This is a genomic window from Pseudoalteromonas sp. SR41-7, from assembly GCF_014163935.1.
GTDB classification, from domain to species: Bacteria; Pseudomonadota; Gammaproteobacteria; order Enterobacterales; family Alteromonadaceae; genus Pseudoalteromonas; species Pseudoalteromonas distincta.
On the sequence record NZ_JACJEF010000012.1, the window covers coordinates 100,473 to 127,239 of the forward strand.

A 26,767-nucleotide genomic window follows, 5' to 3' on the forward strand; every position below is an offset into this window, starting at 1 on the left:
GCTAGTAGACAAAAACGTTTATGGTAAAACTTTCTCACCTTGATAAAGGCTTTCAATAGTTTCGCGTTCACGAATAAGGTGATGCTGCTGACCATCTACCATAATTTCTGCAACACGCGGGCGCGAGTTGTAGTTTGAGCTCATTGTAAAGCCATATGCACCCGCACTTCGTTGTGCAAGTAAATCGCCTTGTTTAAGCGCTAGTTCGCGGTCTTTTCCTAAAAAGTCGCCGGTTTCGCACACCGGACCCACAATATCAAAGTTGTGAGTAGGTGTTTCGTCGTCGCGAACGGATACCGGAATAATTTTTTGCCATGCTTGATAAAGCGCAGGGCGAAGCATATCGTTCATACCAGCATCTACAATTGCAAAAAACTTGTCTTGGTTTTGTTTAATAAATTCAACTTGAGTGACCAAAATACCTGCGTTAGCTGCAATAGCGCGCCCTGGTTCAAAAATAAGTTCAAGATGTTTGTAGTTAGCTAAGCGTTCGGTAACTTGCGCTGCATATTCACTTGGGTGTGGTGGTTGCTCGTTGTCGTATGGCACACCTAAACCGCCGCCAATATCTAAATGAGTTAGCTCAATACCGTTAGTTTTTAGCTCATCAATAAGCGCCATTAATTTATCAAGGGCTTCTAAAAAAGGTCTAACTTGCGTTAATTGAGAGCCAATATGGCAATCGACACCAATTACTTTTAAACCAGGTAAAGCCGCTGCTTGTTGATAAACACTCACTGCTGTTTGAATATCAATACCAAATTTATTTTCTTTTAAACCGGTAGAAATATACGGATGTGTCTTTGCATCTATGTCTGGGTTTACGCGAATAGAAATAGGCGCTTCTAGGTTAAGCTCGCAAGCCACTTCAGAAATACGCTCAAGCTCAGACGCCGACTCTACATTAAAACATTTAATGCCCAGTTTTAATGCGTAAGCTATTTCGTCAGACGTTTTAGCCACGCCTGAAAAAACCACTTTAGAAGCATCGCCTCCCGCTTTAATTACACGCGCTAGTTCACCTTTAGATACAATATCGAAACCCGATCCTAAGCGCGCTAATATATTAAGTACGGCAATATTTGAGTTTGCTTTTACAGCGTAACATACCAAGCTTTTATGATTTTTAGTGGCGTTAGCAAATGCTAAGTAATGGCGCTCAAATGTAGCACGCGAGTATACATAACACGGCGTGCCGTATTGCTGCGCTATGCTTGCTACGCTGACGTCTTCGGCAAATAATTGGTTGTTTTTGTAGTTAAAATAATCCATTTATTGCTCCTGACTTTGCGATGCTTTAGCTTGCTCAGCGGTAGTGGCTGGTTTAGCTGTATTTTGAGGTTGGTTTTGCTCTGTTTGTTGCTCTGGTAAATATAACGGACCGCTTTGTCCGCAGCCAGCTAAGGCGCTTAACAGTACAGTGCTTATTAATAGTCTTTTTAATTGTAAGGTATGTGTCGCTTTCATTAGATTAATACGGTTGCTGGCTTTATAATCGCAGAGTAACAGAATATCTAAAAAATGCAGCTATTCGCGGATGATTTTATTCCTGTTACACTAGCTGCACATTTTTAAAGCTAATTTAAAGCTAAAACGTACCCAATATTAGGCGGCTCGCCTGCAAAGGAAATAACAATGACTGAACACGAATATCACCAATTAGCCGAAGCTCTTATGTTCACTATTGAAGAGCAGGTTGATGATTGCGAAGCTGATTTAGATTATGAATCGGCACAAGGTATTTTAGAAATTATTTTTCCTGATAAAAGTAAAATAGTGATCAATAAGCAAGCACCTCTTCATCAAGTATGGGTTGCGACTAAGTTTAACGGACATCATTTTGAAATGCGTGATGGGTTATGGATTGATAACCGCTCTGGCGCTGAATTTTGGGCGTTTATAAATGAAGCCTCAACTCGCCAAGCAGGCCAAGAAGTTAAGTGGCAATCATCACTATGAGTTTAGAATTTGTAGAATATGCAGCCCAAAGTGAACATAAAGCAACGGTTATTTGGTTACATGGTTTAGGTGACTCTGGGGATGGTTTTGCGCCAGTAGCCCCACAGCTAAATTTACCAAGCGAGCTTGGTATACGGTTTATTTTTCCGCATGCGCCAGTGCAACCGGTCACCATAAATGGTGGCATGGAAATGCGCTCTTGGTACGATATTAAGTCTATAGAATTAGATAAGCGTGCCGATGAACAAGGCGTAAGAGATTCTGCTGCAAAGGTAGAAGAGTTAATTAATAAAGAAATTGCTAATGGCATTCCTGCTAATAAAATAATTTTAGCTGGTTTTTCTCAAGGTGGTGTTGTGTCTTTGCATTTAGCGCCGCGCTTTGAGCAAAAGCTTGGGGGTGTTATGGCGCTTTCTACTTATATGTGTGTGCCACACAAATTTGCTGATGAAGCAAAACATACTGATTTAAACGTATTTATGGCTCATGGTAGCCAAGATAACGTTGTACCGCACAGTGCGGGAAGAAGTGCGTTTGAAGTATTAACAGCACATAACATGGATGTAAGCTGGCAAGAATATCCAATGGCTCATCAAGTTTGCGCAGAAGAATTGCAAGCTATTCGCCAATGGTTAATTGCTCGTTTAAGCTAATTTTGGAACCGCTGAGGTCAATATGAGTCAAAAAATAGTTATAAAAGCAAATGTTAAACGCGAATTACAACAGAGCGTACCAACGGTAAGCTACGAGTGGAATTGGCGTCGTATTGTGAGTATTGCTATGTTGGTATTAATGACCTCTGCAGCAGTTGTTTATGGCTTAACCACCTCTGTTAATGCAGAGCAAGGTGAGCACCCAAATGAGCAGGAACAATTCTTAAATTTCAGCAGTAACGCTGAAAACCAAACAAGCGATGAGGTAATGGATGTTGAGCCTCAATCATCAGGAAACAATACCCCTGCTGAGTCTGTAGAGATAACTCAAGCGAGTATTGAACCTTTGTTAGCTGAGCAAAATGAGACTCAACTAAGCATTTCAAGTAATACACCTGCCGAAGTAGACCTTGTAAATAATCCCCCGGCTTTGTTGGCTAACAACGATATTGTTACTGATCAAAGCGAAAGTATTAATACAGAGTTAAACTCAAACCTTGATAATGATGTGCAAGAAGAAACCGCAGAAGCCCAAAACGTAACTGAGCCTGCAAGTCAAAGTGACTTACTTTTAGAGTTAGAAAGTGATGATGGCGCATTGAGTGGCACTGAAGGTTTTTCCTCTACAGCACATGTGGCAAGTGTGGCATTGGGTGCGCAAATAGACACGGGTAAAATTAGTCGCGCGGTACTTACTCGTAAAGTAAGTAAGCGTGAGCCTACTAATGTGTTTGCTGCTGATATTAGGTTAAGCCAGTTTGAGGAAGGGTTATCGTTTTTTAGCGAGATTAAAAACCTTCAAGGCCAGCAAGTTAAGCATGTTTGGTCGTTTGAAGGTGAAACGATGGCTGAAATTACACTTAATGTTACTTCGCCTCGTTACAGAACGTACTCAACAAAAAATATAATGAACACACAAACAGGTCATTGGCGTGTTGATGTAGTTGATGAGCAAGGTAATTTAATTGCCCAAAAAGAATTTAGAATTTTAGCTGACTAAAACTGGCTAAACGCAGTAATTAATTGGATACCCCTATGACAGAAAAAACAAAATTAGTACGCATCGCAACGCGCAAAAGCGCTCTAGCACTTTGGCAGGCCGAATTTGTAAAAGCAGAGCTTGAGCGTTTTCATGCAGATGTGCGCGTAGAATTAGTCCCAATGTCGACGCAAGGGGATATAATTTTAGATACGCCATTGGCTAAAATTGGCGGTAAAGGCTTATTTGTTAAAGAACTAGAGCAAGCAATGTTAGATGGCCGAGCTGACATTGCCGTACATTCTATGAAGGACGTGCCAGTAGAGTTTCCTCAAGGGCTAGCACTGCATACTATTTGTGAGCGTGAGGATCCACGCGATGCGTTTGTATCAAACAATTTTGCAAATTTAAGTGCCCTACCACAAGGCTCTATTGTTGGTACTTCGAGCCTACGCCGCCAGTGCCAAATTAAGGCACTTCGCCCTGATTTAGATATTCGTGATTTACGCGGCAATGTAAATACGCGTTTAGGTAAATTAGATGACGGCCAATATGATGCTATTATTTTAGCGGCTGCAGGGCTTATTCGTTTAGAAATGGAGTCGCGTATTGCTGACTACATTGAGCCAGAAGTGTCATTACCAGCAAATGGTCAAGGCGCTGTAGGTATTGAATGTCGTATTGATGATGAAGTAACCAAAGCATTACTTGCACCACTTGAGCATACACAAACACGTATTCGCGTAAACGCAGAGCGTTCGATGAATCGCTATTTAGAAGGTGGTTGCCAAGTTCCTATTGGTGCTTATGCATTGGTTGATGGCGAACAAGTGCATTTACGTGGTTTAGTTGGTGCTGTTGATGGCAGCGAAATTTTACGTGACGAAGTAACAGGCCATGTAAATGACGCAGAAAAACTAGGTATTGAGCTTGCTAAAAAATTACTAGCTCAAGGTGCAGACAAAATACTAGCTGAAGTTTATAGAGACGCATAAATGACACATATTCTGATAACTCGGCCCGAAGGAAAAGGCGCAGCCCTTGCACAGCAACTTGAGCAAGCGGGTTATCAGGCGTCTTTATTTCCGTTATTAAAAATAACGCATTTAACACCCTCCAGCACTGAGCTTAGTCCACTATTAAATGCAGATAAAATAATATTTATATCGCAAGATGCAGTCAGTGCACTTTCGCAATTAAAACCAGATATAAATACCAAAGCGCAGTTTTATGCGGTTGGACAACAAACAGCCGATGTTATATATGAGCAATTTGGTGTGCGCGCAGCAGTACCAAAGCAGTATGATTCAGAAGGGTTACTTGCGCTTAAATCACTCGCCGAGGTGGATGGCTGTAATATAGTATTAGTTAAGGGCCAAGGTGGCCGCCCTGAGTTAGCTAAAACGCTCAAAGAGCGCGGTGCTTTTTTGAATAATTGTGTTGTGTACAAACGTGAACCGACAGATAGTATTACCTCTAACTGGACAGACCACTGGAAAAGCCAGAATGTACACGGTATAGTCATAACAAGTAATGCAGCAGTTGATGCTATATTTAAAAGCCTTACTGCAGACCAACTACAATGGTTACAACAGTGCCGATTTTATGTTGCTAGCGAGCGTATAGCCGCTTATTTAAAGCTGCAACAGGTAAGTTCGGCTAATATACACATTGCAGCAGGGGCTAGCGATAATGCTATGTTTACCTGCATAAATCAGCAAGGTAGCAACATGAGCGAACAGTCAAAGCCAGTAACGGCAGAAAAAGCCACACCAACAATAGCTAACACGACCTCTGCTAAATCAACTAAGCAAGAGCCTACAGCTACAAAAAATACGGCAGACAAAAGTAAACAAAAAATAAGTAAGGTTGCAGTACTTGCGCTTCTTATTTCGTTAATTGTGGCCTCTGGTGTTGGATACGAGTTTTATCAAAAATTAAATGCTGGTAAGGCGCAAAACCTAGCCGTTAATGAGTTAAGCGAGCAAAATAAGTTACTCACCCAGGAGCTGCAAGCACTTAAATCGGCGCAATCTAATTTGCAACAAGCGCTGTTTAATAGTGAAGAAAAAGTTGCCGCAGCCCTAAATGAAAGTGCAGTTCAAAATCAGCAAGAACTAAAAGCGGCTTTGCAAAAGGCGCAGCAACAAGGCTCATCGTTAAACCCGCAAGAAGTAACCAGCTTACAGCGTATGGCTGAGTTTAAACTATGGGCTGAAAAAGACTACCAAGGCACTAGTGCTGTTTTAAAGCGCTTAGATGGATTACTTAGTGAACATCCAGGAACAGTTGAAGTTCGCCAAGCGATTATGCAAGATATACAAACACTTGATAGCCTTAAACCTGTTGCAACAGAGGCTATTTATTTACAGCTAAACAGTGTACTAAGCAGTATTGACGATTTAGTTTTTAATGCGGTTAATTTACCAGAAGAAGCAGCTGCAATAGATGAAAATGCTTTAAGTGGTGACGTGAGTGATTGGCAGCAAAACTTGAGTAATAGCTGGAATAAAATTGTGGATAGCTTTATTACTATTCGTCAGCACGAAGGTGTTTCCATTGAGCCATTACTTACGGATCAAGAGCGCCATTTAATAAATCAACGAATCAAGCTTAATATAACTCAGGCACAAGATGCACTTATGAGTAAGCAGGCGAGTATTTTCTTTAGCGCCTTAAGTGAAGCAAAACGTTTAGTTGGTGAGTACTTTAAGCAAGACGATGATACAACTAAAACGGTACTTAAAGCGTTGTCTAAACTTGAAAAAGAGCAGCTTAACTTTAATCCAAAAGTAACCTTAAACAGTACACAAAAGGTTAAGGAGTGGGCGCAATGATAGGGCTAATTATTTTAATTGTAGCTATTGTTGTTGTACTAGCGGTTACTCCATTTGTTCTAGATGAAAAAGGTTATGTACTTATTTCATTTAACAATACGACGATAGAAGGCACGATAGTATCGTTTTGTATAATGGCAGTCATTACCGCTGTTGTTTTATATTTAACATATAAGTTAATTCGTTATTTATTATCGATTTATCATAATACTAAGCATGGCTTTTTTGCACGTAGCCAAGAGCGCAAACAAGCAGCTATTGAGCAGGCTCTTTGGAGTGCTATTAATGATGATTACGAGCACGTAGAACAGGCTTTATCGAGTAATAGCGTACCAGATAAGTTTGAAGATATTCGCTTAGCATTACTTGCAAAAGCAGCGCTTGCTAATAATCAAACAGATAAAGCACTTGAGCGTTTATTTGAAATAAGCCCAGAGCATCAATTAAAAGTAGCAAAGCTATGGTTGGCAAGTGGCGATAGTAGCGCGATTGAATCACAAATGCGTATTAGCGCAGAAGCTAAAAAAGCCACCGCACTTGAGTTAAAACTTTATGCAGAAGTATTAGTACAGCAACAACACTTTAGTGCGCTGGAAGACTTTTTGCCGCGTTTACTGCGCAAAAAAGCACTTACTGATGCACAGTGGACGCAGTTATTTAGTGCTTATTTTAATGCGTTAGATGCAGACAAGCTGAGTGAAAAATATAAACAGCTACCGAAAAAGCTGCAAGCTCATGCCCACACCGCATATTTAATGCAAATGGCGCAAGCAGGTCAATTGGCTGTTATTGAAAGTGACTTAATTAAGATGGTTAAGCATAGTGAGCAACACTTAGAGCTTGCAAATATATTAAGTAAAGCAACAGCAGCCGATGCAGCTAAGTTGCAAATAAGCATTCAAGAACGCCTTAAGAAGGATGATTCAAATAATTCACTATTACTTGCGCTAGCTTGCCTTGCTAATGCTAAGGGTGATTATGACTTAGCAGCTAGAATTTTTGATAAAGCACTGAATAGTGAAAATAAAAAACAGTTCTCTGAACAAGCTGTGTTGAGTTATAAAAATAGTGCACAGGCAGAAAAGGCGCTCGTTTTATATCAATAAATGACTACACTATAACTACTTAGCATTTTTTGTAGTTCAGGAGCACAAGCTTTGAGAAAGTTTTTAATATTAACCCTTAGCTTGGCTTGTGCTTACTTCTTTACAGGATACTTTAGCAACTCACTTCTTTCTGTAGATGGCTATGCGGTCGCCTCCTGGCCGCCCTCAGGAATTGCTTTAGCGAGCTTTTTAATTTGGGGACGTAAGTCATTTATTGGCCTTATTATTGGGGCTTTTTGTACTAACTTAATTCACCTTGAACGCACCGTAGATATTTTTCATTTTATTGTGCTTTTACAAGCTATAGGCATTACTTTAGCCTCTGTTTTACAGGCTTGGATTGGCCGACAAATTATAGTGAATGTTATAAAAGCGCCGTTGGATTTATCTTCTTTAAAACACAGTGTTCAAAGCTTAATAGTAGCGGGGCCAATATGTTGTGTTATTGCTGCAGGTGTAGGAACAAGTTTATTAGCATTGAATAATGTGATTCCGACCAATGCTATTTTTGATAACTTTATAGCATGGTGGATTGGCGACAGTATTGGCGTACTTATATTTACACCTTTAGTACTCGCCGCTTTTAATTACACACAAGTACGCCACCGTATGCTGGTAATTTTACCCTCGCTATTAATTTACATACTGATCAGCGTTAGTTTTTATGGCGCTGCTAGTGTTAAAAAAGAAAAAGATATTCAAAAGCAAGAAGCCAAAATACTTTCTGTGCAAAATGCTATAAGCCAAAAGCTCGATGGTATTACTGCTCATTTAGGCTTATTAGCTACATATTTTGCTAGTAGTAGTGACGTGGATTTTAAAGAGTTTAAACAATTTACTTCAAAGCAGTTGGGCTACAGCCAAGAAATTCTGGCTTTTGAATGGATACCTTATATACCAGCAAATAAACTCGCAGATTTTGAAACACATGAAAATCCAGCCACAGGCAAACCTCTATATATAAAAGAAAAGTCACTAGATGGAGCTTGGCAACCAGCAGGTACGCGTAGTAATTACTTTCCAGTAAAGTACGTATATCCCTTAAAAGGTAATGAAGATGTTTTAGGGTTTGATTTAGCTTCTAGTAAAGTAAGAGGTGCAGCGCTTAGCAAAGCGAAAGAGCTTAATGAACTTGCACTAAGTGAGCCAATTAACTTGGTCCAAAATACAGCCGAACACGGTGTGCTTTTTTTATATCCTGTTTTTAGAGAGTCCTCTACCGAAGATGATTTTCAAGGCTTTGTGGCAGCGATAGTCAGTCTGAAACGCTTATCGCAAACACTATTATTTGATCACAACAACTCAATTTCAGCTAGTTTTTTTGATACAACGGTATCAGGGAAAAAGCAGGCAATTTATATTGCAGATACCGCTAATTCGCAAGCGCTATTTAAAGAATATCAATTGTTGATTGGCAAACGCATGTGGCAGGTTGAGTTATATGAGCCAATAGTTAGAACGTCTTGGTTAGTATATTGGCTTGCACAAATAGTAGGTATGTTGTTTGTGTGGTTACTGATTACATTTTTGATTTCAGTTACTGGTACAAACATACAAATTCGCGAACAAGTGGCCAAGCAAACACATACATTACGCAAAGAAAAACAAAAAGCAGATGAAGCGAGTCATATTAAAGGACAGTTTTTAGCAAACATGAGTCACGAAGTCCGCACCCCTATTAACGGTATAAAAGGGCTGCATTATTTAGCGCTGCAACAGAATGATTGGCAACAAGCTAGAAGTTACATTGAACAAGCAGATGGAGCACTGGGTGTTTTACTGCGGGTATTAAACGATGTGCTCGACTTTTCAAAAATGGAAGCAGGCAAGCTAGACTTAATGCAAGAGCCTATTAACGTAGCGAGTTTAGCGGATGAAATGCTTAATTTACTTCAGTTTGAAGCTGACATTAAATCAATAAAGTTAAGTCTCGATTTTGATAAAACATCAAATTTGGTCATTAATACCGATCCAATCCGCTTAAAACAAGTGCTGCTGAATCTGCTCAATAATGCGGTTAAATTTACAGGGGAAGGTGAGATCACTCTGAAAATTTGGCAGTCGAAAAAAATGACTTACTTTAGTATTAACGATACGGGTATTGGTATTAGTAGCGAAGCACAAAAACAATTGTTTAAACCGTTTGCGCAAGCCGATAGCTCAACCTCACGTCAATATGGTGGTACAGGCTTAGGGTTAAGTATTTGCAGAAAGCTGGTTGAGTTAATGGGTGGTGCAATTGATTTAGTCAGTTATGAAGGCAAAGGTTCTACATTTACATTTAGTTTGCCGCTTATATCGCCTTTACCAAAGGCAGAGCAAATTCAACAGCAATACGACGAAATAGATGTAAGTACCTTATCATTCGCAAACTATAAGTTACTTTTAGTCGAAGATAACCCACTTAACCAGCATGTTGCCAGTGCCATTTTAAAAACAAAAGGGTGTATTGCCGACATTGCTAATGATGGTTTTGAAGCCATAGAAAAGCTAACCGAAAATAGCTACGACATTGTGCTTATGGATATTCAAATGCCAAAAATGGATGGACTCAAAGCAACAAAAGTAATTCGTCGTGATTTAGAGTTAATTGATTTACCCATAATAGGGCTATCGGCGAACGCCCATGACGATGACGTTAAAAAGGCACTAGCCTGTGGAATGAATGGCTATATTACCAAACCTATTGATGCAAATACGCTTTTTAAAACTCTTTGGCATCACTTATCAGGAAAATAAGCTATATCATTTTTTTTGCACAAAAAGCAGACATATGACCGCTAAAACTTACCGCAAATCATATAGACTTGAAAAATAACTGTATCTGCGTATCATGCGCGCAAATTTAACTAAACTGGGTTGCTATTATGATCAATAGAAAATTACCTTTGCTAGATATTCACCGCCATTTAGACGGTAATGTACGTGCGCAAACCATATTAGAACTTGGTCGACAGTTTAATATAGAGCTACCTGCAGATAACGTTGAAGCATTAATCCCTCATGTTCAAGTTATTGATCCTGAACCAAACCTCATGGCTTTTTTACAAAAGTTAGATTGGGGAGTTACTGTGCTTGGCGACTACGATGCGTGTAGACGTATCGCAATTGAAAACATTGAAGATGCACAAGCACAAGGTCTTGATTATGTGGAGCTTCGATTTAGCCCTTACTACATGGCACAAAGCCAAGGTTTACACCCAGAAGGCGTTGTAGAGGCAGTTGTTGATGGTATTAAATCAGCAACAAAGGGCGCAAATATAAAAGCTAACTTGATTGGTATTTTATCGCGTACTTATGGCGTAAAAACGTGTCAAAAAGAGCTTGATGCATTACTCGCATTTAAAAATGATTTAGTCGCTGTTGATTTAGCCGGTGACGAAATTGGCTTCCCGGGTGAGTTGTTTGTAGAGCACTTTAAACAAGTACGAAATGCATATTTAGCTTCGACTGTCCACGCTGGAGAAGCACTTGGCGCTCCAAGTATTTGGCAAGCAATTAATGAGTTGGGTGCGAGCAGAATAGGGCATGGCGTTAAAGCAATTGGAGATCCAAAACTAATGGATTATTTACGCGATAACCGTATTGGTATTGAGTCATGCTTAACAAGTAATATTCAAACCAGTACAGTAAACGATTTAACTAAGCACCCACTTAAACAGTTTTTAGATCATGGTATTTTAGCGTGTATTAATACTGATGATCCTGCGGTTGAAGGTATTGAAATTGAGTATGAATATACCGTTGCTGCACCTAAAGCAGGCTTATCTCAAGCTGATATGGAAAAAGCCCAAAAAAATGCGTTAGAAATAGCATTTTTAAGCGATGGCGATAAAAAAGAACTTTTAGCACTCGTTAGCGCACGTTAATGTAAGGGCATTAAAAATGCCGCTTTATATAAGCGGCATTTTTGTATCTGCAATTTAGTGTGTTTGGCAGCTTATGTAATTATCGTAAAGTGCTTTAAGTACGTCTGCTCGGCTGATCATACCGATTACTTTAACACCCTCTACAACAGGGTAGTTTTTTGGTTTACCAGGCTGCATCTGCTGTGCAAGCTCAATAATGTTGGTATCGCCGCTAACGGTCACTACCTCTGTTTGCATAAGCTGCGAGACTTTAACCATCCCATCACAAAAATAACTGCTTTGCGTAAGTGGTTTTAACAGCTCTTGCTCTGATATAAATCCAACTAAGCATTTATCTTTATCAAATACTGGCGCGCCAAGTAGTTTAAATTTTTGTAGTTCTGCTATGGCTGTCGTCATTTCTGTATCTGGTGTGATATTTGGCAACTTGCGTTGCATAAAATCTTTTACTTTTGTATTTAGCATTTGGGTCTCTCCCGCTGATGTTCTATACAAAGTATGGTTTATAGATAGGGATTTAGGAAATTGTTTATATTGATGGAGCTGATAGGTTTTAACTATTAAATATTTGTTGTTATAAAAATAAAGGCACCGATTAGGTGCCTTTATTTATAACTGAAAGTAATTTTAATTATTTGATAAATGCGAATGCATCTGCGTACATGTTTTCACGTATTGCACCATGAGTAATAAAGTCATCACGGACAATACCTATCATGTCAAAACGACCTGCCATATAAATATCGTATGGTTCTAGTGACACAATATCTTGCATTACTGCTTTGTGTACATAGCCAGTGTGTCCTTGCCAATTAGCAGATGGATTTTCTACTACAGGAATAAACTTAAAGTTCTCATGGCTATCTGCCCATGCTTGCATTTCTGTGTGTGCGTATAAAGCAGATTCTTCTTTTACGCCCCAGTAAAACAATACAGGACGGTCGCATTTTATTTCAGCTAAATGATCAGCCATTGATTTTGCGTATGAAAAACCAGTACCACCGGCGAGTAAAATAATAGGGCGCTCACATTGCAGGCGCAACTGTGAAATACCCAAGCCAGCTTCAATGTCTACTAACTGCCCTGTGGTATGGGCGTTTCGTAAATGTTCCAGCGATTGCATTGCATACGAATCGGCACCTGACGCGCCAATATGCAGTTCTATTGCATCGCACTGTGAAGGGCGGCTAGCTATAGAAAAAGCACGTTTGTCTTTTTCGCCCAATACGAGTTGCATGTATTGGCCAGCTTCAAAGGTCACAGGTTGTTGTGGCTTTAAAATTACTTTATGAACAAATTCTGTAAGTGGGCTGATAGCTACAACTTCAGCTTTTAATGTTTGCATTTTTTACCTTTTAGCAGCGCTTTTAACAGCAGATACGCAATCGAATGACTCGATTCTAGCATATCTGCAGGGTTATTTTATAGCCTGTTATGTACTTACATATAAACACTTAAACAATATTAAGGCTTTCCCAAATATCATCTACGCGGTCTTTGGTGTCTTTATCCATAACAATAGGCTCGCCCCATTCGCGGGTGGTTTCGCCAGGCCATTTATTGGTAGCATCCATTCCCATTTTTGAACCAAGACCTGAGACTGGTGATGCAAAATCGAGATAATCAATAGGTGTGTTTTCTATTAATGTTGTATCACGCGCTGGATCCATTCGGGTTGTTATAGCCCAAATAACATCTTCCCAATCGCGGGCGTTAACATCGTCATCGCAGACGATTACAAATTTGGTGTACATAAACTGACGTAAGAACGACCAAACTCCCATCATCACGCGCTTCGCATGGCCTGGATATTGTTTTTTCATTGTTACAATCGCCATACGATATGAGCACCCTTCAGGCGGAAGGTAAAAGTCGACAATTTCAGGGAATTGCTTTTGTAGTATCGGCACAAACACTTCATTAAGTGCCACACCTAAAATAGCAGGCTCATCAGGCGGACGGCCAGTAAATGTGCTGTGATAAATAGGTTCTTTACGATGCGTTAAATGAGTGACCGTCATTACTGGAAAGTCATCGACTTCATTATAGTAACCGGTATGGTCACCATAAGGGCCTTCTGGCGCCATTTCACCAGGCATTATGTAACCTTCAAGTACTATTTCTGCACTGGCAGGGACTTGTAGGTCATTTGAAATAGATTTTACAACTTCGGTTCTGCTGCCACGTAATAAGCCAGCGAATGCATATTCGCTTAGAGTGTCAGGTACAGGCGTTACGGCACCTAATATAGTGGCAGGATCGGCACCTAATGCTACCGATACAGGGTAGGGTTGCCCTGGGTTTTCTTTACACCATTCTTGAAAATCAAGCGCGCCACCACGATGTGACAACCAGCGCATAATTATTTTATTTTTGCCTAATAATTGCTGGCGATAAATACCTAAATTTTGGCGCTTTTTATAAGGCCCTTTGGTAACTGTAAGGCCCCAAGTAATTAATGGTGCTGCATCACCTGGCCAGCAATGCTGAATAGGTAATTTAGTTAAATCTACATCATCACCTTCTAAAACTACTTGTTGGCAAGGCGCTTTTTTAACTTCTTTTGCAGGCATATTAAGCACTTGCTTAAAAATAGGTATAGCGCCTAGAGCTTCTTTAATACCCTTTGGTGGATCAGGTTCTTTTAAAAAAGCGAGTAGCTTGCCCACTTCGCGAAGCTCGCTAACATCTGTTTGGCCCATGCCCATTGCTACGCGTTTTGGTGTACCAAATAAGTTGGTAAGCACCGGCATATCGTAGCCTTTTGGGTTTTCAAATAATAACGCAGGGCCTTTTGCACGCAATGTGCGATCAGATATTTCGGTCATTTCAAGATACGGGTCGATTTCTTGGGTGATACGTTTAAGTTCGCCTTTTTTTTCAAGCAAATCGATAAAATCACGTAGATCTTTATATTTCATTGTGGGCCGCTATTAAGCAAAAGAGTTAAAGTATTATACCCATTTCATGCAAGGCAAGTCATTACTTGCACTTAAAACTTAAAGCGCTCTACGGCACTCGTTAAAGAGTGTGCAAGTTGGTTTACGTCTTCACTTTCGCTTGCTAGGGTTGTCGCATTTTGGGCATTCAAGGTTGCTTGCTCTGTCACCTTTGCCATTATTTGTTGAATGTCGCCACTGTTAGTCAATTGCTCATGTGATGCATGAGCAATTTGCTCACTCATCTGATTAACAGACAACAATGTGCTTTTAATACGCTCTACGGCTTTATTTAGTTCAGTGCTGTTTTTAACACATTGCTTGGCTTGGTGTTGGCCATCAGTAATGTGTTCTTGAGTTGTTTTAGTGTGTTGTTGCAATGTTTGGATCATGGTGTTTATTTCGCTAGTCGAGGTTTGTGTACGTGCAGCTAATGATCGAACCTCATCAGCAACTACAGCAAACCCGCGTCCGTTTTCACCCGCTCGCGCTGCTTCAATTGCAGCATTAAGTGCAAGTAAGTTAGTCTGCTCGGCAATGCTACTAATTGTTTCAACAATGGCTTCAATAAGCTGAGTGTACTGTGCGAGTTCTTCTGTGCTGCCTACTGCTTTATCAAGACGCTGCAATAAAGTTTCTATACTTAGACTATTTTGATTAGCAATCTCGTTTACATCATTTGCAAATTGCGATGCATTGGTTATTTCACTTGATGTTTTATCAGCTTGCTCATAAACCGCTTGTGAGTTGGTTAGCATATTTTGTGCAAGCGATGTTGCCTGCGCGCTTCGCTCTAACTGCTGTTGTGCAACAACCGTCATTTGCTGACCTTTTTCACTGGTTTTAATAGCGCTGCGGTCTAGTTCGTGGGCGTCGCTACTAATTGCACCAATTAGGTTAGTAAGGTCTTCACTGAGTTTATTTATGTTATTTAGCAAAGTACCAAATTCATCTTTACTACGTGGGTGGCTTCGCTTTGATAAATCACCTGAGGCGATTCGGGCTAAATCGCGGTTTACTTTTTTAAGCGGTTTTAGCATTGCGCGAGTTGTAAAAATAGAGATTGCGATAATCAATATAATTAAAACAATCGTAATAATTACTACAGAACTAATCCCTGTATTTATGGCGGCCTTTGCATTAGTTTGTAAGGCATTAAAGCGCTCATCAGCCAATTTATTAAGTTCAATAAGCTGACCTTCTGTTGTTATAAATTGCTGTTGAAAGTGTTCAAAATTTTGAGCCGCAGCAATAGCACTTTTGAGTACTTTATTTTGTTGGGCGTAAATTCCTGTATCGTTGTTAAGTAACTCTCTTAATTGATTAAACTTAGCCGTTAAATTTTTAGCATTAAACGCATTATCAAAAGGTAGCGCTTGTTGCTCTAAATAGGTGAAATTAGGTTGGATGTTATCTAGTAGAAATAGAGTATCTTGCTGATGACTATTTAAATCATTGATACTTGCAGTTTGAGTAATGCTTTTTATATTATTGCTTAAGTTAAACATTAAATCATCTATACGGGTCGCTGTTCCAAACATAGCATTAAGTAACGCCTGCTGTTTTACAGGCACTTCTAAAAGTTCTATATCAAGTAAGTTAGAACTTAAATTGTAAAGTTGCTCGTTAAACGTTGCTGATAATTCTATGGTGGAATTTTGCGCTACAAACTTACGCTCTTTAGCGCTAAACATTGCGACACTTACTTCAGTCAGTTGCTCGAAACCTACGTTGGTACTGGTGAGTAAATTTTGCATTGTTATTTGTTGATTTAGTTGAGTGCTTAACAAATTGAGCATATCGCTAAATTGTTGTTGCTCAACTTGCGCCTGTTTTTTATTTTGTTGAAGTAAATCAAGGTTTGCTTGGCTGTAAGCTAAGGCGTTAAATTTGGTAATAGACAGTAATGATAGCCTTAAATCTTTGCTGAACTGTTGTACCGGAACCGCTAATTTTTCGGTTCGGGTATTGTTAACGCTAATTTTGTTTAATGACCAATAAAAAAATACACTACTTGTTAGCACCAATATGCCAATGGCTGTAAAGGCTAAAATTATTTTATGTTTGATCGCAATTGAACGCATAACTTCATCACAATAATGGGTCTTTAATTATTGTAGCATTATTGTAATTTTTTGGTTGTTTTTATGTTAAACCTTGGTGCACTGTCTTTTTTTACCTGCAATGATTAACATGGCTTCATTACCCTTACCCCAAAACAGTACCTCTTCACTTATATATTTATTCCCGGATGCACTTTTTTCGTGATTAAGTACATGCACTTTATTGTTAAAGATAAGTTCGGCTTCAGAATTATTAATAATATTGAGTTTTACGCTCTCATCATCGCATTGGTAAGCAGTACTGGTTTTTAAATCACTACATGCGGTTAAGCTTAGTAAAATAGCGATTAATGCTAAATATACTTTCATTTTTCCTCCCATCTTCTTTAAACGTTAGTTAAAACACAGGGCAAAATTTTAATCTAATGTAAGAATAACAAAGCAAAATTAACCGTTGGTGAAAGTAGCGCTTTAAGTTATGTTTATAGCAATATTTTTTGAGCTCGGAAGCTTTATGGCAGGCACTAACCTTTTAACGTTATTAGATGATATAACCACTTTACTTGATGACATTGCGACAATGAGTAAGGTAGCAACAAAAAAAACAGCAGGTGTATTAGGCGATGACTTAGCGCTCAATGCACAGCAGGTTACAGGTGTAGCAGCAGAGCGTGAATTACCGGTTGTTTGGGCTGTGGCAAAGGGCTCATTTTTAAATAAAGCGATACTCGTACCCGCTGCTTTATTAATAAGCGTATGGCTGCCTTGGTTAATAACACCGCTTTTAATGATGGGTGGTTTGTTTTTATGTTTTGAGGGAGCTGAAAAAGTATTTGCTAAGTTTTTGCCTCATCACAATGAAGTGGTAGATGAAGATGAAAAATTAGATTTAGTTGAGTACGAAAAACAAAAAATAAAAGGGGCAATAAGAACCGACTTTATTCTTTCTGCCGAAATTATTGTTATTACTTTAGGCACTGTGGCAGGCGCTACATTACTTAACCAAGCTTTAGTGCTTTGTGTTATCGCAATTATAATGACGATTGGCGTTTATGGCTTAGTGGCCGGTATTGTAAAGCTGGATGATGCCGGGCTTTATTTACTCAACCAATCAAAGGTAACAGCTAATAAATTTAAAGAATTACTTGGGAAAGGCTTACTCGCAGCAGCGCCTAGGTTGATGCAATTTTTAGCTTTTGCAGGCACCATTGCAATGTTTTTAGTAGGCGGCGGGATTTTAGTACATGGCGTTGAGTTACTACATCATACTCAGTTGGATGTAACAAGCTATGCTCAGTCTGTTGCTGGCGGCACAGGAGAAGTATTAGCGCCTCTCTTGTTTGATGGTTTACTAGGCGTTATTGCTGGCTTAGTTGTTGTGCTTGTACATGTAAGTTATACAAAGTTATTTAAAAAATAATAGATACAAAAAAGAATCATTTTGGTTACATTCTATTTAACTTTATATATTATGGCTTCTTGTTGTTAATACAGGGAATTATGATGAATTTTTTTTTAAGATATAGCTTGTTGGTACCTCTGTTATTGGTAAGCTTCTTTAGCTTTTCAAAGCAGCCCCAAATCCCCGTGGAGCACTTTAGTAAAAATAAAGAGTTTAATCACGCTACTATTTCTCCTGGCGGCGAATATTTAGCCGTTATAAACAAAGTTGCTGGTAAAGATGCACTTGTTATTTTTGATACTAAAAACTTTAAAATGCTTCACGCAGTTGCCTTTGAAGGAAATGCCCAAGTTGGTGATTACCATTGGGTAAATAATGAGCGAGTTGTCGTTACTAAAGAGTACCTAAAAGGATGGCAAGACCACCCAGAATATCATGGTGAAATATTTGGCGTAAATGCTAACGGGGCTAGAGGTAAATATTTAATTGGTTACCATGGTGAAATGCAAACAGGTACACGCCTTAAAAGGCAGACCCCATTATACGGAACTTCATTTGTATTAGATCCCTTAGTTACTAACAAAAGAAAAATGTTAGTAGTTACCTACCCTTGGACCTCGAGTAATGAACCTCATACTATTGTATATGAAGTAGATGTATATACTGGCAAAAGAAAGCAAGTCACTTTGTCTCCATCACGTATGGCCGAATTTTTAACTGACCACGATGGTAATGTTCGTGTTTCAGTATCTACAGATAACTATATAGATGCAAAAATACATACTAAAGAAAAAGAAGGTGGTGACTGGAAGAAATTAAATTTAGGAGAAGTTAATTATGGCGATATTAGATTAAGAGCTTTTGATAAATCTGGTGACAGCATTTATATGACTGCTTCTGTTGGTGGCGAAGCTGAAGGGTTGTATAAACTAAATCTAAATACTAAGGAAATAGAATTAGTCCATCAAGAACAATATGTATCTCCAAAAAGAGTATGGGTTGATGAAGCTTCAAAAGAGTTATTTGCAATAGAAAGTGAGTTAGGTTACCCAAACTATGCTTTTATAGATAAAGACTCTCATAAGAGTGTTCGCTTAAAATCTTTGATAGAAGCATTGCAAGGCGACCAAGTGCAGTTAGTCAGTAGCACCTCTAATGGCGATATTAATGTTATTTACGCATCAAGTGATACCAATCCTGGTAAATATTACTTATACGATGGGGTGCAAAATAAGCTAAGAATATTATTTTCAGCGCGTGGTTGGCTGAACGAAAATGAGCTTTCAAAGACAAAACCTATTCAATATAAAACTCGGGATGGTTTAACTATTTATGGGTATTTAACTGTTCCTAATGGTCTTGAAGATAAAAACTTACCTCTAGTTGTAATGCCTCATGGCGGTCCACATGGCCCTCGTGATTATTGGGGTTATGATTCTGAGGTACAGTTATTAGCAAGTAGGGGAATGGCTGTACTAAGAGTTAATTTTAGAGGTTCAGGTGGGTTTGGTCGAAACTTCGAAGAAGCAGGTTACCAAAAGTGGGGTTCTGATATTCAGTTTGATATTATTGATGGTGTTAAGTTTTTAATTTCTAATGGAACGGTAAACAAAAACAACATTTGTATAATGGGATCAAGCTTTGGTGCTTATTCAGCTTTGCAGAGCGCCATTTTAGAGCCAGACATGTTTAAGTGTGCAATTGGAACAGTTGGTATTTATGACCTACCGCTAATGTTTGAAGAAGGTGATATTTCAGGGCGTAGTACAGGACAAAACTATCTTGAAAACGTTTTAGGCACTGATGAAACGCTTTTGAAGGCATTTTCACCTAGCTATAATATAGATAAGCTTAAAGCAGCTGTGTTCATAGTTCACGCAGGTGAAGATGCACGAGCCCCTATTGAACAAGCCGAATCATTAATTGCTGCATTGAAAAAAGCTAACCATCCTTATAAGTACGTGTTATTGGAGGATGAGGGCCATGGTTTTTACAAAGAAGAACACAGAACTGCTTACTACAAACAAGTAATTAATTTTTTAGATAAACATTTAGAGTTATAAAATATTAAAGCAGCAAGTAACATACTTGCTGCTTTATTCACAGCTAGCTATTTTACAAAGAGATTCCAATTCAAATTGTGCTTTAGTATTTTTTTGCTCAATAGCCTTTTTGTACCAATAAATAGCCTGCTGTTGATCCTGATCTATTCCCTGACCATCACGATACATTTGCGCTAAATTTAATTGCCCCCATTGAGAGCCCGCTTCAGCAGCTTGTTTAAAGCTATTAAATGCTTCAACAAACAAACCATCTTTAAAATAAATAATGCCTTGTTGATTGTTTTTATCGAGCTTTAAGCCTTTATATAGTGGCTTAGGTTGGGGAGGATGCATCACAAACCCACCATAAAGGATGTTGGCATAGGGGCGCAGCACGTCGTAAATAGCTTCGTCGTTGTAAAGGCGTGCTACTTCATCACGAGGGAGGCTGATTGTTTTAGTGGAAAAGTAATTGTCTTGAATTAGCTGGCTAGTACGCATTGCCAAAGTAATACTATTATTACGTTTATAGCTGTAGTTGCTTATCTGAAAGGTAATAAATTGTTCGTCAAAATTTAAAACTTGAGCAATTCTTAAATTGGTTAGGGTCCAGGGCTCGTGTGTAAATTTGTCGGCGTGTACTAAGTAGGTATCATATATTTTAGGCGCATTTAAATAGCCTTCCTTTCGAGTCTCGCTATTAAGGTGCTGTTGATAAAAAAATAAAACAATCCAAAGTAATAAAAATACACCAATAAAGTATTTAGGTAGGCTTAGTTTTTCTATTAACGGTAGTTGCGTTATTTTTACAGGTTCGCTTTTTCCGCATTGATAGCACTCGCGTTTATAACTTAATTTTAAGGCAAGCATAGGTAAAATGCTAAATCGTAAATAGCGGCTTTTATTTAGTAAATGGTAGGCGTCGCTTTGACAATGAGGGCAGCGTGTTGTTTGTGCAAAATGTGGAAATGATTCACTCGTGTTGAAAAGTAACATAAAGCACGCTCCTTGTTTAATTACCTAAAGGTAAAACAAGAAGCGTGTTAGTTAAAGCCACAAACTGTAAGTAAGTATGTATGTTATTACTTATTTTGAGCTTTAGGCTTAATTGTTGTTTTTGCATCAGCAGCCATTAGAGCAAATACAGCGTATGCAGCGGTATTTTGACGCAGCTTAGCAGGTGTTACTTTATCAAGCGTATCGTCAGCTGTATGGTGGTAATCAAAGTAATCTGTTCCATCTTGAGCAAGTTCAAAAATAGGTGCTGAGGTTGCTGCTTTAAGTGGAATTAGATCAGGGCCACCATTCGCTTGGTTTTTACCAATATGCTCAATATTTAACGGCGCAAGTTCTTTTGCAATAGCACGCACTACAGGAAGTGACTCTGCGCTTACGTTCGATTCAAAAGCATATACAACATCGGCGCCAAAATCAGACTCAGCAGCTGCAACAATATTGCTTAGCTCGTTTTTATGCTCTGCAAAATAAGCTTTTGCACCCCAAAGGCCTAGCTCTTCGGCTGCAAAAAGTACCACACGAATACTGCGCTTAGGACGCTTTACATCGCTAATATGTTTAGCGGCTGCCATTGTTAGCGCAACGCCTGCGCCGTCATCTAGTGCGCCAGTCCCTAAGTCCCAAGAATCTAAATGCCCGCCAATTAATACATATTGCTCAGGGTTTTCGGTACCATTAAATTGGCCAATAACGTTATAACCTGTGCCTTCACCAAGGCTTTCGGTTTGCACATTAATATTTACCGATACGTCTTTATCTAAAGCAATGAGTCGTGCAATCTGATCGGCATCTGGGTTAGCAATGGTTACATTAGGTATTTTTGTAACACCTTCTTTGTAGTAACTACCGCCAGTGTGTGCAAAACGATGATGACCAGTACTTACCGAGCGCATCATGTAGGCAACAGCGCCTTTTTTAGACGCTTCTATAGCGCCTGTGCCACGTGCTTTTACAGCAGGTCCGTAACCATTCCCATCTATATCGCGGTTCATGCGGTAATTAATATACGCAATTTTACCTTTTAGGCTATTTTCTGGTGCTGCAATTAACTCATCAAGTGTTTCGAATAAGACTACTGGCGCTGTGATCCCATCTTTAGGCGTGCTTATACTGTTACCTAATGCAGTTAAATGTAGAGGTTGCTCGCTTGGTGTTAGTATTTTTCCGCTTTCGCTATAACGGCGCCATTCAGGAAAAGTCGCTTCTTCAAGCCATACTTTATCAAAACCAAGCTCATTAAATTTAGCTTTAGCCCATGCCACTGCTTTTTTATCATTTTCAGTACCAGGTAAGCGAGGTCCTACTTCAGTTGTTAATGACTCTAGTAATTTATAGCTTAGATCACTATTTAGTGCAGAGGTGCGCACTTCATTGACTTGTTGTAATTGCTTTTGGGTAAATTCGGCGTTGTTAGCGTTTGCAGCCATACTGCTAGTAAGCAGCAGTGCGGTAATTAATTTTTTCATTTGGGTAAGCCTTTTTAATAATTAGCGCTATTAGAACATGTAACAAACATGATAAAAAATAGATGAGATGAATAGGCTTTGTAATAGGTTTAATGCTGTTAGGTATAAAAGTTTAGATATAAAAAAGCCCGCGTAAATGTACGCGGGCTATCTTTTAACACTGTTATTTAAGGCATTTATTTAAAAGCTAAATTGCGCTGCTAAACGAAGATTTGTGCCCTCGCCAACAGTTACATTACTCGTGCCGCCACCACCTAAATAGCTTTTATCAAATAAGTTTTCGATGTTAAGACGTAAATTAATATCGGTATTGCTTAAGTTAAACTTATAAGTGGCGCCAACATCAACACGTGTATATGCATCTTTAGTAATTGTATTATCGCTATCTGCAAAGCGCTCGCCTTCGTAAAAAGCGCCAGCGTTAATGGCAATGGCGTCGTTTAATTCATAACGAGTCCAAAGTGATGCCGACCATTTTGGTGCATCGGTAGGGCGTTTACCTTCCAATACTTCATCGCGTTCAAAGTTAGCATCTAGATACATAGTTGATGCCATAACAAATAAGCGGTCGGTAGCAGCACCTTGTGCGCTTACTTCAACACCTTTATGGCGTTGTTCACCCACTTGGTTTGTTTCACTTGTGAATGAGCCAATAGGCGTCTCAAGCTGTTCGCTAACAAGTGTGCCTTCTTTACTAATATCAAAAATTGCACCTGTAAGCAGTAAACGGTCATCAAATAATTGCCATTTAATACCAATCTCTCTTTGCTCTGAGGTAATGGCATCTAGCTTCATGCCATTATTTACATCGGTTTCATCAACCAGAGTTTCACTACCTTGAGGCTCAAAACCTTCTGAGTAACTTGCATATATAGTTGCCGAAGTATTTGGATGATAAAGCACACCTACCTTTGGTACAAATGACTCGTTATCTGCACCTTCTCGTGTTTGTTTGTCGTAACGGCCACCTAGCGATAATTGCCATTGTGGTGAGAACGAAATTAAGTCCTGAACGTAAATACCGTAATAGTCGTATTCAGTTTCGCTTACTGTATCATCTGTTTTATAACTTACAGATGGGCGTGATGGTTCTGCTTGTCCTGCAGAAAAATCAAAGTAGTCAGCAGAAGTACGGCGTTGCCCGTAGTAGTAATCTAGCGAGTTTGCGCCAATTAAAAACTGATGCTGTAAACTACCTGTTTTAAATTCACCAATAAAATCAATAAATGCAGTTTTAAATTGCCAATCGTCAAAACGGTCGTAAGGACGAGATTCATAGCTGTCACCTTCAGCAAAGCTACTAGGCATGCGAGGTGCTGACTCAAAGCGTTGACGTTCAAACGTTTGTTCGTTATAGCCAAGTTTTACTTGCCAGTTATCGGTTAAAAATACTTCTAGGTCTACACCTAGGTTTTCTACGGTAATATCGGTAAACGCCCAAGACATATCACGGATTGTTTTATCGCTACCAATTACATTAGCATTATCGTCTATCCATGCGCCAGTATCTAAACCTGCTTCGTCATCTGTGCGGTCGTAATGCACACGTACTAATGCGTTATCGCTAATATCGTAATCTACAATTAAAGCACCTAAAAAGCGGTCGCGTTCACGATTTTCACCGTTTTGGTACTCACGCCAATAGTCAACGTCTTGCTTTACTAAAATCCCGCGAGCACGTAAATCTTCCGATTCAGTCAAGGCACCTGCAGCATCAACCATAAAGCGGGTTGAGCCATGCTGATCTACATCGGCACTGGCATTAAATAGTGTTTGTGCTGTAGGTTTTTTAGTTACCATGTTAACCAAGCCACCCGGGCCTGACTGACCATATAAAATACTTGATGGGCCTTTAATTACTTCAACTTGCTGCAAAATTTCGATTGGTTGCTGATAGTGCGACCAATGCTGATGACCGTCGCGTAAATAACCTGTCGATGAGCTCAGCTCAAAGCCGCGTAAGTTAAATACCTCACGATTTCGTTGTTGTGAGCCTGCAGTTAAGCTTGCGTCATTTGTGAGTACTTCGCCAAGTGTAGTGGCAAGCTGTTCGCTAATAATAGTGTCGGTTATTACAGTGACAGATTGTGCAGTTTCAAGTAATGAAGCTGATGTTCTCATTGCGCCATTAGCGTTATCTACTTTGTAATCGTTAAAGTAGCTACCCTTTACTTCTATGCGTTCAAGGTCGGTAGTGTTTGCATATGTGCTTGTTGTAATGCTTGCTAATAGAGCTATGTAAATAGAATTCAGTTTCATTAATTGCTTCCAGCGCAGGTATGTAAAAAACAATCGTGATCTTAATGCAAACTACTATCATTTTCAACACCTTTCATTAACATGTTTTATAATATGTTTGTTAATGGTTGCCAATTACGAATTCTGCTATTATAAGCTGCATATTAGTGGGGCTTTCTCCCATGTTATTTTATTGCTATGGAACTTACTGTGACTTCAACTGCTTTTTCATCTTTGGCTTTACCGGCTGGACTCGTTGATAACTTATCAACCCTTGGCTATGCCCACATGACACCTGTACAAGCGCAAAGTTTGCCGCCTGTACTTGCTGGTAAAGACATCATTGCTCAGGCAAAAACCGGTTCAGGTAAAACTGCTGCGTTTAGCTTGGGTGTGTTAGCTAAATTAAACGTAAAACGCTTTCGTATTCAATCTTTAGTCTTGTGTCCTACTCGCGAACTTGCCGAGCAGGTTGCAGTTGAAATGCGTAAATTAGCGCGCGGCATTCATAACATTAAAATATTGACGTTATGTGGTGGTGTTTCAATTGGCCCGCAAATAGGCTCGCTCGAACATGGTGCGCATATTATTGTTGGCACACCTGGGCGTGTTGATGACCATATTCGTAAAGGTACTTTACGTTTAGATGATGTGGAAACATTGGTGCTTGATGAAGCCGATCAAATGCTTGATATGGGTTTTCAAGACACACTTGATGCAATTATTGAGCGTATTCCACAAAATCGTCAAACATTGTTATTTAGTGCTACTTTCCCAAGAGCTATTGAAGCAATTGCTAAGCGTGTACTTAAAAACCCTGAAATGGTTAAAGTAGAAGAAGAGCAAGCCAAAAGCACAATTAAGCAGTACTTCTACAAAATGGATAACAATAAGCAGCGCTATCCAACGCTTAAGTTATTACTTCTTAAATTTACACCACAAAGCTGTGTTGTATTTTGTAATACCAAAGTAGAAACTCAACAAGTGTGTGATGATTTAGCTGACGAAGGCTTCAGCGCTGTTGCATTGCACGGTGATTTAGAGCAACGCGATCGTGAACGTACGCTAATTCACTTTTCAAATAAAAGTGCTTCAATACTTGTTGCAACCGATGTTGCTGCACGAGGTTTAGATATTGATGACATGGATATGGTTATTAACTACCATTTAGCACATGACACGCAAACACATGTTCACCGTGTTGGCCGAACTGGACGTGCTGGTAAAAAGGGCATTGCTTGTTCTATTTACGGTGAAGCTGAAGCGTTTAAAATTGCACAAATTGGCGATCATTACGAGCGTGATATTACTCCAGAACAAATGCCGCCGTTTAATTTATTAGATAAACCGCCGTACCGCCCTGAAATGGTTACTTTGATGATTGATTCAGGTAAAAAGCAAAAAGTCCGCGCTGGGGATATTTTAGGTGCTTTAACAGGTAAGGATGGGGTTGCAGGTCGTCAAGTAGGTAAAATTAACGTACTTGATAACGTAGCATTTGTTGCTGTTGAACGTAACTCATCAAAACCAGCACTTCGCAAACTAACCGAAGGCAACATTAAAGGGCGTAAAATACGCGCTCGTCGCCTTACTCGTTAATTTAAACCGCTAAATTAACAAATTAGCGAGCAGCTACCTTTAGCTGCTCGTATTGTAATTTTATTTTTTTAAACTTAACTTCACAACCATTTGGTTTATCTGGGTGCATCTGTAATGCAAGTTGTCTCCAGCGCTTTTGAATGTTTTTAAGAGTGAAATTTTCGGGTAACTTCCATTCTAAAGCCAACGCTTTAAATTCATTGTCATTTAATACTTGTTGTGGTGATGTCGTTTTAAACTGACGCCAAAAACTATTCAAAAGCTCATCAATTTTCTCTTCATCGGTATCGTAATTACGCCAATCTAAATAATAATCTCGCAAATTTTCGTTCGTTGTTACTAAACTATTATCTTCTTTTTCTAAAAGCTCGATATGCAGAGTTGAAATGAGTAAACTTTGAGGGCGTAATTGTGCCTGCAGTTGGTACAATGCATTCATAATTAAAAAGTTACGTTTAAATAAATCACGTTCAGGGCTTTTATCGAGTGTTGTTATTGCGCTGCGGTTTGTCAGTTCTGCTGCTAAAGTATGAACTTGCCAAACCTGCCTTGTTAATATCAGCTCAAAAATCTCATCAATCAGTGGGTTAAGCATTGT

The 26,767-nt window shown here is 39.2% G+C and carries 22 protein-coding genes; 11 read left to right on the top strand and 11 right to left on the bottom strand.

All coding sequences use genetic code 11. The features are described from left to right. Positions 1 to 18: 18 nt before the first annotated feature. Together lysA and H5092_RS15610 are read right to left on the bottom strand one after the other, a co-directional pair. Positions 19 to 1,272 (bottom strand): diaminopimelate decarboxylase, encoded by a 1,254-nt coding sequence (lysA, locus tag H5092_RS15605; protein ID WP_002960983.1) that lies wholly within the window; start codon positions 1,270 to 1,272, stop codon positions 19 to 21. After that, positions 1,273 to 1,467, bottom strand: a complete 195-nt coding sequence (locus tag H5092_RS15610) for an LPS translocon maturation chaperone LptM (RefSeq protein WP_024594615.1) — start codon at positions 1,465 to 1,467, stop codon at positions 1,273 to 1,275. Between the two features lie 168 nt (positions 1,468 to 1,635). Between H5092_RS15610 and cyaY the strand changes: the two genes are divergently transcribed. From cyaY to add, 8 genes are all read left to right on the top strand, one after another. Beyond that, positions 1,636 to 1,959 (top strand): iron donor protein CyaY, encoded by a 324-nt coding sequence (gene cyaY, locus H5092_RS15615; RefSeq protein ID WP_002960979.1) that lies wholly within the window; start codon positions 1,636 to 1,638, stop codon positions 1,957 to 1,959. Then, on the top strand, positions 1,956 to 2,612 hold the full coding sequence (locus H5092_RS15620; protein WP_182733921.1) for an alpha/beta hydrolase: 657 nt from the start codon (positions 1,956 to 1,958) through the stop codon (positions 2,610 to 2,612). The genes cyaY and H5092_RS15620 overlap by 4 nt, the downstream gene beginning before the upstream one ends. A 22-nt stretch (positions 2,613 to 2,634) precedes the next feature. Then, positions 2,635 to 3,612, top strand: a complete 978-nt coding sequence (locus tag H5092_RS15625; protein ID WP_182696168.1) for a DUF2914 domain-containing protein — start codon at positions 2,635 to 2,637, stop codon at positions 3,610 to 3,612. Positions 3,613 to 3,647: 35 nt separating this feature from the next. Continuing rightward, positions 3,648 to 4,586: a hydroxymethylbilane synthase gene (hemC, locus tag H5092_RS15630; protein ID WP_024605933.1), complete on the top strand. Its 939-nt coding sequence runs from the start codon at positions 3,648 to 3,650 to the stop codon at positions 4,584 to 4,586. Continuing rightward, a complete protein-coding gene (locus H5092_RS15635; RefSeq protein ID WP_182733923.1) occupies positions 4,587 to 6,428 on the top strand; it encodes a uroporphyrinogen-III synthase in 1,842 nt (613 codons plus the stop codon). Then, the gene (locus H5092_RS15640) at positions 6,425 to 7,534 is read left to right on the top strand and encodes a heme biosynthesis HemY N-terminal domain-containing protein (protein WP_182733925.1); all 1,110 of its coding nucleotides are present in this window, start codon (positions 6,425 to 6,427) and stop codon (positions 7,532 to 7,534) included. Before H5092_RS15635 ends, H5092_RS15640 begins: the two co-directional genes overlap by 4 nt. Positions 7,535 to 7,585: 51 nt before the next feature. Continuing rightward, a complete protein-coding gene (locus H5092_RS15645; protein ID WP_182733927.1) occupies positions 7,586 to 10,273 on the top strand; it encodes a CHASE domain-containing protein in 2,688 nt (895 codons plus the stop codon). 128 nt (positions 10,274 to 10,401) lie between these two features. Continuing rightward, positions 10,402 to 11,403, top strand: coding sequence for an adenosine deaminase (gene add, locus H5092_RS15650; RefSeq protein ID WP_182733931.1), 1,002 nt, complete (start codon positions 10,402 to 10,404; stop codon positions 11,401 to 11,403). A 54-nt stretch (positions 11,404 to 11,457) separates the two neighbouring features. On the opposite strand, the gene H5092_RS15655 is transcribed toward add, so the two are convergent. The 5 genes from H5092_RS15655 to H5092_RS15675 all read right to left on the bottom strand — a co-directional run bounded on the left by H5092_RS15655 (position 11,458) and on the right by H5092_RS15675 (position 16,774). Next, a complete protein-coding gene (locus tag H5092_RS15655) occupies positions 11,458 to 11,868 on the bottom strand; it encodes a CBS domain-containing protein (RefSeq protein ID WP_024594621.1) in 411 nt (136 codons plus the stop codon). 166 nt (positions 11,869 to 12,034) lie between these two features. Beyond that, positions 12,035 to 12,748 carry an NAD(P)H-flavin reductase gene (fre, locus tag H5092_RS15660; protein ID WP_149594663.1) on the bottom strand — a complete coding sequence of 238 codons (714 nt, stop codon included), beginning with the start codon at positions 12,746 to 12,748 and terminating at the stop codon, positions 12,035 to 12,037. Positions 12,749 to 12,857: 109 nt separating this feature from the next. Next, positions 12,858 to 14,324, bottom strand: a complete 1,467-nt coding sequence (gene ubiD / locus H5092_RS15665; RefSeq protein ID WP_182712540.1) for a 4-hydroxy-3-polyprenylbenzoate decarboxylase — start codon at positions 14,322 to 14,324, stop codon at positions 12,858 to 12,860. A gap of 71 nt (positions 14,325 to 14,395) precedes the next feature. After that, the gene (locus tag H5092_RS15670) at positions 14,396 to 16,426 is read right to left on the bottom strand and encodes a methyl-accepting chemotaxis protein (protein WP_182733934.1); all 2,031 of its coding nucleotides are present in this window, start codon (positions 16,424 to 16,426) and stop codon (positions 14,396 to 14,398) included. 66 nt (positions 16,427 to 16,492) lie between these two features. After that, complete coding sequence (locus tag H5092_RS15675) at positions 16,493 to 16,774, bottom strand: MliC family protein (protein ID WP_024595167.1); 282 nt, start codon at positions 16,772 to 16,774, stop codon at positions 16,493 to 16,495. A 145-nt stretch (positions 16,775 to 16,919) separates the two neighbouring features. Here H5092_RS15675 and H5092_RS15680 point away from each other — a divergent pair, with 145 nt between their 5' ends. After that, the gene (locus tag H5092_RS15680) at positions 16,920 to 17,825 is read left to right on the top strand and encodes a DUF808 domain-containing protein (protein WP_182721496.1); all 906 of its coding nucleotides are present in this window, start codon (positions 16,920 to 16,922) and stop codon (positions 17,823 to 17,825) included. A gap of 83 nt (positions 17,826 to 17,908) precedes the next feature. Then, positions 17,909 to 19,870 (top strand): S9 family peptidase, encoded by a 1,962-nt coding sequence (locus H5092_RS15685; RefSeq protein WP_182724816.1) that lies wholly within the window; start codon positions 17,909 to 17,911, stop codon positions 19,868 to 19,870. 33 nt (positions 19,871 to 19,903) lie between these two features. On the opposite strand, the gene H5092_RS15690 is transcribed toward H5092_RS15685, so the two are convergent. The 3 genes from H5092_RS15690 to H5092_RS15700 all read right to left on the bottom strand — a co-directional run bounded on the left by H5092_RS15690 (position 19,904) and on the right by H5092_RS15700 (position 24,591). Next, the gene (locus tag H5092_RS15690; RefSeq protein WP_182721398.1) at positions 19,904 to 20,845 is read right to left on the bottom strand and encodes a tetratricopeptide repeat protein; all 942 of its coding nucleotides are present in this window, start codon (positions 20,843 to 20,845) and stop codon (positions 19,904 to 19,906) included. 86 nt (positions 20,846 to 20,931) lie between these two features. Next, positions 20,932 to 22,332: a M20/M25/M40 family metallo-hydrolase gene (locus H5092_RS15695; RefSeq protein ID WP_182733936.1), complete on the bottom strand. Its 1,401-nt coding sequence runs from the start codon at positions 22,330 to 22,332 to the stop codon at positions 20,932 to 20,934. A 180-nt stretch (positions 22,333 to 22,512) separates the two neighbouring features. Then, complete coding sequence (locus H5092_RS15700) at positions 22,513 to 24,591, bottom strand: TonB-dependent siderophore receptor (protein ID WP_182724813.1); 2,079 nt, start codon at positions 24,589 to 24,591, stop codon at positions 22,513 to 22,515. A gap of 189 nt (positions 24,592 to 24,780) precedes the next feature. On the opposite strand from H5092_RS15700, the gene dbpA reads away from it, so the two are divergent. Then, a complete protein-coding gene (gene dbpA / locus H5092_RS15705) occupies positions 24,781 to 26,169 on the top strand; it encodes an ATP-dependent RNA helicase DbpA (protein ID WP_002960948.1) in 1,389 nt (462 codons plus the stop codon). 22 nt (positions 26,170 to 26,191) lie between these two features. On the opposite strand, the gene H5092_RS15710 is transcribed toward dbpA, so the two are convergent. Further along, positions 26,192 to 26,764: a DNA-J related domain-containing protein gene (locus H5092_RS15710; RefSeq protein ID WP_182716693.1), complete on the bottom strand. Its 573-nt coding sequence runs from the start codon at positions 26,762 to 26,764 to the stop codon at positions 26,192 to 26,194. Positions 26,765 to 26,767: the final 3 nt, after the last annotated feature.